This is a genomic window from Streptomyces sp. MMG1533, assembly GCF_001279775.1.
Classification (GTDB): Bacteria; Actinomycetota; Actinomycetes; order Streptomycetales; family Streptomycetaceae; genus Streptomyces.
This window is the reverse complement of the sequence record NZ_LGDG01000253.1, coordinates 49,952-59,890: the sequence shown is the minus strand read 5'-3', so window position 1 is coordinate 59,890 and position 9,939 is coordinate 49,952. Positions and strand designations below refer to the sequence as shown.

The window sequence follows — 9,939 nt, the reverse complement described above, 5'->3', positions numbered from 1 at the left end:
GTCGTCACCGGCATCGGCAACGGAACCGCCAACTCCCTCACCCTCAACGTCAACGCGCCCACGGCCGGCACCTACGCCATGACCATGCGCTACGCCAACGCCGAGGAACTGCCCTCCAACCACTACAACCCCGACCTGTACGCCGAGCACGCCGACGTCAGCGTCAACGGCGGCACCTCAACCCGCGTCAACTTCGCCAGCACCCTGCACTGGAACCAGTTCAACGACTACACCGTCCCCGTGACCCTCACCAAGGGTGCCAACACCGTCAAGTTCACCGCATCGCAGCTCTACAACTACGACGGCACCACAATCGGACTGGTCTACTCCGGCGGCGGCAGCGACATCGGACAGCCCATGCGCTCCAGCTCCGCGCCCCACCTCGACGAAGTCTCCTTCGCCCCGCAGAACCTGCACATCGGCGCGTCGGCCGGCTTCTCCTCCACGGCCGTCGCCCAGCACAGCTCGCTCTGCCTCGAGGACCCCGCCAAGTCCACCGCCAACGGCACCCAGTACCAGCAGAACACCTGCGGAAGCGGCCAGGAACAGCGCTTCGACTTCCACCCCGTCACCGGCACGGCCGACACCTACACCGTCGTCAACCACGTCAGCGGCAAGTGCCTGGACGTCAACAACCTGTCGACGGCCGATGGTGCCGCGGTCCAGCAGTGGACCTGCAACGGCGGCACGAACCAGCGGTTCAAGCTGAACGCGGTGACCGCGCTCGGCAACAGCCACGACTACCAGCTCGTCGCCGCGCACAGCGGCAAGTGCGTCGACGTCAGCAACATCTCCACCACGGCCGGCGCCCTCGTCCACCAGTGGACATGCGACGCGGCAAGCGCCCTGACCACCAAGAAGAACCAGATCTGGAGGCTCACCGGCAAGGACTGACCAGCAGCGAATCCCGCTGAGTCTCCAGCTCACCCGGCAGGAACAGGCCCCGCTCTCCTGCGGGGCCCCGAGAGAGGGCCACGACACCCGGTCGTGGCCCTCTCCACGTGCACACCGCGGAGCCCCCCGGGGCGGGTCGTGGAACCGGGGGACGTGGCCTGGGCGATCGCGATGTTCGTCGGTGAGACGGCGGGCTTCATCACCGGCCGCCCAGGGGCCGGGCGGTCCGCTCCTCCCCCACAGTCGGTAGCCGCCTGCCGGTCGCGGAATCCCGGCCTCTTCCCGAGGCACGAGAAGGGGCGCCTGACCACGGCCAGTGCGGGTCAGGTGCCCCTTCTCGGTGCAGGACGCGATGAGGCCGCTCTATGCCGCGCAGGCCCGGACGAACGCGTCGGCCAGTTCGGCGGGGCGGGTGAAGAGGGCCTCGTGGCTGCCCGGGGTCTCGATGACCAGCGGGTTCTTGAGCCGTGGCAGGAAGCGGTCGGCCCAGGCCCACTCGCCGGGAAGCGCGAGGTCTTCGGTGGCCAGGATGTAGGCGGTGGGGATGTCGAGTGCGGCGAACGCCGTCGTGTCCGGCTTCTCGGTGAAGGTGCCCAGGGGCTGCGGGACGAGCAGGGAGTGGATCAGGCGCTGGGTCTCCTCACTGGCATCCTGCATGAACGCCTGCTGAAAGACCTCGAAGGGAAACGTCACCGTGTCGTTGCCGGAGGCGGCCGCCACGGCGTGGAACATCTCGCCGTAGTGGGGCGGGCACGCGTCGATCAGGGACTCGCCGTCGTTCGGGACGAACGCGTTCCAGAAGACCAGGCGCCGTATCCGGGCCGCGAGTTTCGGCGCCGCGCCGGTCAGGACGTAGCCGCCCCAGCTGTGGCCGAGCAGGGTGATGTCGGTCAGCCCGGCTCGTTCGACGTAGTCCGCGAGACTGTTCACGCAGTCGGTGAGGGTGACGCCGCGCGGGTCGTCGTCGGCGCCCAGCCCGGCCAAGGTGGGGGTGTGCACCTGGTGCCCGGCGGCTCTCAGCTCGTTCGCGACCGGGCGCCAGGCCCATCCGCCGTGACAGGCTCCGGTCACCAGGACGAAGGTCTCGCTCATGTCGATCTCCTTTGATCGTTCAGCCACGTCCGGCTCACAGCCAGCGTGAAATTTCCGGGAGTTCACCGGTGACGTGCAGTTCGTCGGTACCGCTCCGGCCGGTGAGCCAGGCGGCCAGGGCGTACGGCGGTCCGGTGACCGTGACGCCGGGGGCGGGCGTGCCCAGGACGACGGTGTCGTGGCCGTCCGCCGACAGTTCCGCACCGATACCCGGGGCGATACGGGCCGACATCCACGCGGCCGCATCGCGTACGAGGGCCCAGGCGAAGTCGGGCGGCAGCGCGTCCATGCCGACGCCCACGCGCAGGTCGACCAGGTGGATCCACACCTCGCGAGCCCGCAGCCACGGCACCTCCGACGCCGGGATGTCGCGGCCCTGCCCGCTGACCACGGTGGCCGACCAGGCGTCGGGTGAGAGTGCCTCGGCGGCTTTCCGGAAGCGGGCGGCGGACTCCCCCACGTCGGCCTGTTGCTCGGCCAGGGGTCGTCCGGCGCCCGCCTCGATGTCGGTGACGCGCTGGTCCGGCGAGGCGTACATGGGCGTGGGGATCCCCGTCCGGGCCCAGGTCAGCAGGTTGACCAGGGCGTCGGCGTTGCGGGCGAGGTGGGTGAGCAGGTGGCCGCGGGTCCAGCCGGGCAGGGCGGACGGCTCGGTCACCGCGTCGGCAGGCAGCGCGTCGACCGACCGCTGCAGCGCACGCTGCCCCTCCTCCACCCAGTCCAGCGGTGTCACTGCTTGTCCTCGACGATGACGTTCACGCACTCCCCGATCCCCTCGACCACGGTCCGCACCACCTGTCCGGGCTTCAGGAACACCTTGGGGTCGCGGGCCGCACCCACCCCGCCCGGCGTACCGGTGAGAACGAGGTCGCCCGGCTCCAGCGTCGTGAACGTGCTGAGGTACGCGGCGATGTCCGCCGGGGTGAAGAGCAGGTCGGACGTGCGCGAGCGCTGCATGACCTCGCCGTCCACCTCGAGGCGGATCTCCAGATCGGCCGCGTCGTCGATCTCGTCGCCCGTGACCAGCCAGGGCCCGGCCGGGGTGCTGGCCTCCCATGCCTTGCCCTGCAGCCACTGCGGGGTACGCCACTGCCAGTCACGCATGGAGATGTCATTGACGACCGTGTAGCCGGCGATCGCGGCCGCCGCCTCCTCCTTGGTGGCGCGGCGGCGCAGCCGGGAGCCGACGACGAAGCCGAGTTCGGCCTCCCAGTCCAGTTCCTCCGTCTCGCCCGGATGGACGATGTCGTCGCGGGCGCCGAGCAGGACGTTGGCGAACTTGCCGAAGAGAGCGGGGTACGACGGCATCTCGCGGCCCATCTCCGCGATGTGGGCACGGTAGTTGTGGCCCACGCAGAAGATCTTGGCCGGGGTCGTGACGACCGGGGCCAGGTCGAGGACCGCCACGTCGTGCGTCGGACCGTCGGCGGCGGCCGCGTACGTACGCCAGTCCGGGCGGCGCAGCAGGGCGGCGACGTCGGTGGCGCCGGTCTCCACGGCCCTCTCGCCGTCGAGGCGGACGGCCGCCGTGCCGTCGGCGGTGCGGATGGTGGCGAGCTTCATGCGCGGGTGCTCCCTGTGGTTTCGGTGCGGCCGAGGTTCAACGCCTCATAAACAGGCGCGTCGTTGAAGGTGAACAGGTCAAGCTGCGTGTGCGCGCCGATGGTCATCGCGCACCAGGAGGGGACGGCGATCAGGTCACCCTCGGCCACCTCGATCACGCGGTCGTCGAGGGTGACCGTGCCGCTGCCGCGGAAGACCTGCCAGACCGAGGAACCGACCGTGCGTCGGGTGGCGGTCCTCGCGCCCGGGCGCAGGCGGTGCATCTCGGTGCGCAGGCTGGCGAGGGCGTCGCGCCCGGTCGCCGGGTTGGTGAAGCGGATCCCGGCGTGGCCGGGCTCGATGACGCCCGGGTGCCCCTCGTCCTCCAGCTCCAGCTGGGCGGTGAGAGCGTCGTCGGTGTCGGCCCAACGGTAGGCCATGAGAGGGGAGTTGGGGCTGTCCGGGGCCGCGATCGGCCGTAGCCCCGGGTGACCCCACAGCCGCTCGTTGCGCGACCGGGAAGGGGTCGACCGGTCCGACACGCCGTTCTCGCCGAACTCGAAGAAACCGGCGTCGAGCCGGTGCACGAGCGGGATGTCGAGGCCGTCCAGCCACACCATCGGCTCGTCGCCGACGTGGTGGTGGCCGTGCCAGTGCATCGACGGAGTGAGCAGCAGGTCGCCGGGACACATCTCGACCGCGTCGCCGTTGACGACCGTCCACACTCCCTCACCCTCCAGGATGAACCGGAAGGCGCCCTGTGAGTGGCGGTGCGCCGGCGCCACCTCACGCGGACCCAGGTACTGAACCGCCGCCCAGAGATTGGGAGTTGCGTACGGGCGCCCCGGCAGGCCGGGGTTGGCGAGCGCGATGGCACGCCGCTCTCCGCCGCGCCCGACCGGCACGAGGTCACCGGCCCGGCGGGCGAGCGGCAGGAGGGTGTCCCACTGCCAGACGTGCGGCACGGCCTCGGGCTGCGGGCTGAGCGGCATGAGGTCGCCGATCTCGGTCCACAGGGGGATGAGCCCGGCCGCCGTGAAGCCGTCGTACAGCTTCCGGAGTTCGGGGTCCGTCTCCTCCGGGGCTATGACTGTGTCACTGGTCATCGGGGGTTCCTTCGGCGTCGAGGCGTCGCGTGATGTCGGCGCGCAGGGCCTTCTTGTCGATCTTTCCGACCTTGGTGGCGGCGAGTTCGGGGACGGTCACGAGCCGGTCCGGGAACTTGAAGCGCGCGACGCCCGCGCGCTCCATGAGGTGGTGGACGTCGTCGAGGGTCACCGTGTGTCCCGGTTCCGGTACGACGTAGAGGCAGATGCGCTCGCCGAGTTCGGCGTCGGGCATCGCCACGGCGGCGGCACGGGCGACGCCCGGGGCCTGGTAGGCGAAGTTCTCGATCTCCTCGGCGGAGATGTTCTCCCCGCCCCGGATGATCATGTCCTTGTCGCGGCCCTCGACGACGAGGTTGCCGTCGGGCAGCAGCCGCACGATGTCGCCGGTGCGGTACCAGCCGTCCTCGGTGAACGCGCGGGCGTTCTGCTCCTCGGCGCGGTAGTAGCCGCGCGGGGTGTACGGGCCGCGGGTGAGCAGCACACCGGGCGTCCCGTCGGGGACCGGGTTGCCCAGTTCGTCGACGACGAGGAGCTCGTCGTCCTCGCACATGGGGCGCCCCTGCGTCGTACAGATGACGTCCTCGGGGTCGTCCAGGCGCGTGTAGTTGAGCAGCCCCTCGGCCATGCCGAACACCTGCTGGAGCGTGCAGCCCAGTTCCGGGCGGACCCGGCGGGCGACGTGGTCGGCCAGCCGGGAGCCGCCGACCTGGAGGACGCGCAGGGAGCCGAGGTCGGTGCCCGGGTGTTCCCGGTGGTGGTCCAGCCAGCGCTGGGCGATGGCCGGGACCAGGGCGCTCACGGTGACACCCTCGCGCTCGACGATCGGGAACGCCTTCTCCGGGTTGGGGGAGCCGAGGACCACCCGACCGCCGTTCAGCAGCGTGCCCAGCATGCCCGGGCAGGCGAGCGGGAAATTGTGCCCGAGGGGAAGGGCGGCGAAGTACACGGTGTCCGCGCCGAATTCGCAGACCTCGGCGCTGCGGCGGGCGTTGTAGACGTAGTCGTCGTGCGTGCGGGCGATCAGCTTCGGCAGTCCGGTGGTGCCGCCGGAGAGCAGGAAGACGGCGATCGAGCGACTCTCGGGCCGGTACGCGTCCACGGCCGCCCGGTCCTCCCCCGTACCCGTACCTGTGCCCGTACCCGGAGCGGAGCACAACTCCCGCAGATCCACGGCGTCGTCGCCCACCTTGTCGCCAAGGACCAGAACATGCCGGAGAGTTGGCGAGTCCTCGGCGATGTCGAACGCCATCGCCTGGTGGTCGTGGCCCTTGAGGAAGTCGGGGACGGCCACGGCGACCGCCTCGCTGTGCTCGACCAGGTAACCGACCTCGTGTCTGCGGTGCCCGGGCAGCGCCATCACCGGGATGACCCCGAGGCGCAGACAGGCGTACGTGAGGATCACGAACTCGGCGGTGTTGGGCAGCTGCACCACGAGCCGGTCGTCCGGGCGGAGCCCGAGCGCGGCGAGGCGCAGTGCGGTGGCGTCGGCGCGTTCGGCGAGTTGACGGTAGGTCAGCCGCCGGTCGCCGTCGACGAGTGCGACCGCGTCGGGAGCGGCGTCGGCGGCGGCGTGCAGCCGGTCGCCGATCGTGTGGCCCTCCCAGTAGCCCTTGTCGGCGTAGCGCCTGGCGTACTCCTCGGGCCAGGGCACAGCGCCTTTGCTGCTCGGCCTGGGCATGGTCGTTCTCCTTAGCGGTCCTGTGCGGGTGGAGCGGTGGGGACGATCACGGCGTCCAGTGCGATCAGCCCGTCGGCGGTGAGGCGCAGCGGGTTGATCTCGATCTCGGCGGTGTCCGGGCTCGCCGCCAGGGCGGCGGCCAGCGCGGCGGCGACCTGCCCGAACTGGGCGCGGTCCAGTACCGGTCCGCCGCGCCAGCCGTCGAGCAGGGCGCGGGCGGCCAGGTCGTCGGGCATCGAGGCGGCCTCCGTCGCGGAGAGCGGGGCGAGCCGTATCGCCACGTCGGCGAGCGCCTCGGCGGCGGTGCCGCCCAGTCCCGCGAGGACGACAGGCCCGAACACGGGGTCCCGCCGCACGCCGAGCACGAGGTCGACGCCTGGCGGAGCCATCGTCTCCACCAGGTAGCGGCGGTCGGGGCCGATGGCGTCCAGCGCCGCGTCGAGTTCGTCGGGGGTGCGCACGCCGAGGTGGACTCCGCCGATCTCCGTCTTGTGCAGGATCGCGGCGTCGAGCACCTTGACCGCGACAGGCCCGCCCAGCAGGTGCAGGGCGTAGTGGGCGTCGGCTCGGGAGTCGCAGGCGACACGGTCCGGGGTGCGGATGCCCAGCCCTGCCAGGAACGTCTTGGCGGCGTCCTCGTCCAGCGGCCCGGCCGGCACGGACGCGGCCGTCTCCGGCAAAGGCGCGTCGGCCGGCACGGCCCGCTGTCGCGCGTGCGTCACCAGGGCCCGTACGGCACCCGCGGCGGAAGCCGGTCCGGTCAGCGCCGGAATCCCCGCCTTGTGCAGCCTCGCCCGCTGCTCGGCGACGTCCTCGGGCAGGCCGCCGACGACCACTACGGCCGGGAAGTCCGCCCCGAGTCCGGCGTCCTGGGCGGCCGAGGCGAGGTCGACGCTGTCGGGCTCCGTCAGGGCGTAGACGGCGAGCAGGTCCACCGCCTCGTCCGCGGCGGTGGCGGTGAGTACGCGGGCGAAGGTCTCGGCGGGCCGGCCGGTGTCGACCGGATTGCGCTGGTAGGTGAGCGGGGGCAGTAGCTCACTCAGCTTGGCCTGGGTGGTCTCGGTCAGCTCCGGCATCCGGATGCCGTCGGCCCCCGCGCGGTCCGCGAGCAGCAGTCCCGGCCCGGCCTGGGCGGTCACGAGGCCGAGGCCCGGGTCCGGGTGGGGGCGCAGCTGGATGCGGGAGAGCGCGGTGAGCGCGTCCACCGTCTCCCGCTCGTCGTCCACGACCACCGCTCCGGCCTGCCGCAGCGCGGCCCGCGTCGTGCGCCAGGAAGTGGCGAGCGCCCCGGTGTGCGAGCGGGCGAAGTCACCGACGTCACTGCGCCCGACGACCAGCGCGACGACCGGCTTGACAGCGGCCAGCAGGCGTACGGCATCCACCAGCCGCGGCCCGTCCGGAACCGTCTCCAGATGCAGCGCCACGGCCGTCGTACGACCGTCCCCCGCGAGGTGTTCCAGGACGTCCGCGGCGGTGACGTCGAGGCCTGCCCCGATCCCGACGCCGAGGCTGATCCCGTTTCCGGCGGCGACCAGGTCGAAGGAGAGCGCGTGGTTGACGCCGCCACTGGCCGCGACCACCGCGATGTCCCCGGCCGGCAGCTGCCCGGCCGCGGGCACGAAACTGGCCGTGAGTGCGAGGTGGGGAGCGAAGAAGCCGGAGGTGTTGGGGCCGAGAATGCGGATCCCCGTCTCCTGGGCGACGCGGCGGAGTGCGTCCGCGTGCGCCTCGCCCTCCGGGCCCGCCTCGCCGAAACCGCCGGCGCAGACCAGCGCGGCACGGCAGCCCGCGGCGGCCGCTTCGGCGAGTGCGTCCGCACTGCCGGCCGCAGGCACGCACAGCACGGCCAGATCGAGCCGTCCGCCGGTGTGCGCGACCGCTTCGGCGACCGAGGCGTACACGCCGTCGTCGGGGTCGGGGCGGCGCGCGTTGACCAGGGCGCGGGCGCCGGGGAAGGCGGCCAGGGACCGGGCCATGGCGGCTCCCAGCTTCCCGCTCTGCCGCGAGGCGCCGATCACGACCACGCCCTCGGGCGCGAACATCGGCGTCAGGTTCAGGGTCATGACTGCTCCCGCCCCACCAGATCGGCGCGCCCGGACAGGAGCAGCGTCTCGGCCCGGTCGTCGTCCATCCCGTCCTCCACGATCAGCACGGGTACGCCGTGCACCAGCCGGGACTGTTCCGCGAGCAGCGACCGGGTGAACGGGGTTCCGCCCTGTACGGCGACCAGATCCGGCGGTGTGTCACCGCTCAAGGATTCGGCCAACTGGTCGTAGGCGTCGGGCAGTTGAGCCTCAGCCTCCGGTGCGGTGAGCCACAGGCACCCCTCGGCGCGCAGCGCCGCGAGGTCGGCCGCGGTCAGCCGTCGGCCGGCGAATTCCCGCTCCCCCAGCCGGAACGGCGTGTCCAAGGGGGCGCTCCCCTCGTGCGCTGCCCGCCAGTCCCTCACGACCTGCTCGACGAACTCCGGGTCGCGGCGCGCGATCCGTTCCTTGCCGATGCTGCGGGAGATGAAGTGGAAGGCGAACTGCGTCGGCTCGAACGCGTCGTGATAGCGCCCGAAGTGCTCCCACCAGGACAGGCTCGGCCGGGCCGACCCCTGGATCTTCTCCACCGAGGGCCGCCGCGCCGCCTCGTAGGCCTCCAGGGCGCTCGGCAGGTCGTCGCGGCGGGCAAGGAGGCTGTCGGCGAGGGCGACGGCGTCCTCCATGGCCATCTTGGTTCCGGAGCCGACGGAGAAGTGCGCGGTGTGCGCCGCGTCGCCGAGGAGGACGACGTTGCCGCTGTGCCAGCGGTGGGTGCGCCGGGTGCGGAAGTTGCCCCAGCGGGAGTTGTTGACCAGCAGTTCGTGTCCGTCGATCTGATCGGCGAAGAGCTTCTCCAGGTACTGCTTGCTCTTCTCGTCGCTCGGGCCGGGCGGCTGCGCGGCGTCGAACTCGTCGAGTCCGGCCCGCCGCCAGGACTCCTCGTCCGTCTCCACGATGAAGGTGCTGACGCCGTCGCTGATCGGGTAGCCGTGCACGGCGAAGGTGCCGTGCGGGCCGTGCTCGTGGACGAAGGTCAGGCCGTCGAAGAGATAGTCGGTGCCGAACCAGATGAACTTCGCGGTCGCGACCTCCACCTCCGGCGCGAGCACGTCGGCGAGGCGGTCACGGAAGCGGGAGTTCGCGCCGTCGGCGGCCACGATCAGGTCGTATTCGGCCAGCTGCGCCGGATCCGCGGGGACCTCGTGGCTGAAGCGGAGCTGGACGCCGACCTCCTCGGCCCGTCGGCGCAGCAGCTGGAGCAGGGTCTTGCGGGTGATGGCGGCCATGCCGTTGCCGCCGCACCGGATCCGCTGTCCCTTCAGCCGCACCTCGATGTCGTCCCAGTGCCGGCCGTCCTTGGCGAGAGCCGTGCGCAGCACCGGATCCGCCTCGTGGATGGCGGCCAGGGTCGCGTCCGAGAACACCACGCCGAAGCCGAAGGTGTCCTCCGCGCGGTTCCTCTCGAAGACCGTCACTTCGACCGACGGATCGGCCTGCTTGATGAGCGCCGCGAAGAACAGCCCGCCGGGGCCGCCTCCTACGCAAGCGATCCGAGAAACCATGGTTCCTGCCTCCACGTCGAGTACACGCCCAGACT

Annotated in this window: 8 protein-coding genes; 1 reads left to right on the top strand and 7 read right to left on the bottom strand. The window is 71.7% G+C overall.

The annotated features are described in order from the left end of the window. Positions 1-894, top strand: an 894-nt coding sequence (locus ADK57_RS36810; protein WP_199830764.1) for an RICIN domain-containing protein, incomplete at its 5' end; no start/stop codon positions are given. Between the two features lie 363 nt (positions 895-1,257). On the opposite strand, the gene ADK57_RS36805 is transcribed toward ADK57_RS36810, so the two are convergent. The 7 genes from ADK57_RS36805 to ADK57_RS36775 are packed head-to-tail and all read right to left on the bottom strand — an operon-like array spanning position 1,258 to position 9,904. Then, complete coding sequence (locus tag ADK57_RS36805) at positions 1,258-1,986, bottom strand: alpha/beta fold hydrolase (RefSeq protein WP_053754023.1); 729 nt, start codon at positions 1,984-1,986, stop codon at positions 1,258-1,260. A 34-nt stretch (positions 1,987-2,020) separates the two neighbouring features. Next, entirely contained in the window at positions 2,021-2,719 is a 699-nt protein-coding gene (locus ADK57_RS36800; RefSeq protein WP_053754022.1) for a maleylpyruvate isomerase family mycothiol-dependent enzyme, read from the bottom strand. After that, positions 2,716-3,549 (bottom strand): fumarylacetoacetate hydrolase family protein, encoded by an 834-nt coding sequence (locus ADK57_RS36795; RefSeq protein ID WP_053754021.1) that lies wholly within the window; start codon positions 3,547-3,549, stop codon positions 2,716-2,718. Before ADK57_RS36795 ends, ADK57_RS36800 begins: the two co-directional genes overlap by 4 nt. Continuing rightward, entirely contained in the window at positions 3,546-4,634 is a 1,089-nt protein-coding gene (locus ADK57_RS36790) for a cupin domain-containing protein (RefSeq protein ID WP_053754020.1), read from the bottom strand. Before ADK57_RS36790 ends, ADK57_RS36795 begins: the two co-directional genes overlap by 4 nt. Then, entirely contained in the window at positions 4,624-6,315 is a 1,692-nt protein-coding gene (locus ADK57_RS36785) for a (2,3-dihydroxybenzoyl)adenylate synthase (protein ID WP_053754019.1), read from the bottom strand. Before ADK57_RS36785 ends, ADK57_RS36790 begins: the two co-directional genes overlap by 11 nt. An 11-nt stretch (positions 6,316-6,326) precedes the next feature. Then, a complete protein-coding gene (locus ADK57_RS36780) occupies positions 6,327-8,378 on the bottom strand; it encodes an acetate--CoA ligase family protein (protein ID WP_053754018.1) in 2,052 nt (683 codons plus the stop codon). Next, positions 8,375-9,904, bottom strand: a complete 1,530-nt coding sequence (locus ADK57_RS36775; RefSeq protein ID WP_053754017.1) for an FAD-dependent monooxygenase — start codon at positions 9,902-9,904, stop codon at positions 8,375-8,377. Before ADK57_RS36775 ends, ADK57_RS36780 begins: the two co-directional genes overlap by 4 nt. Positions 9,905-9,939: the final 35 nt, after the last annotated feature.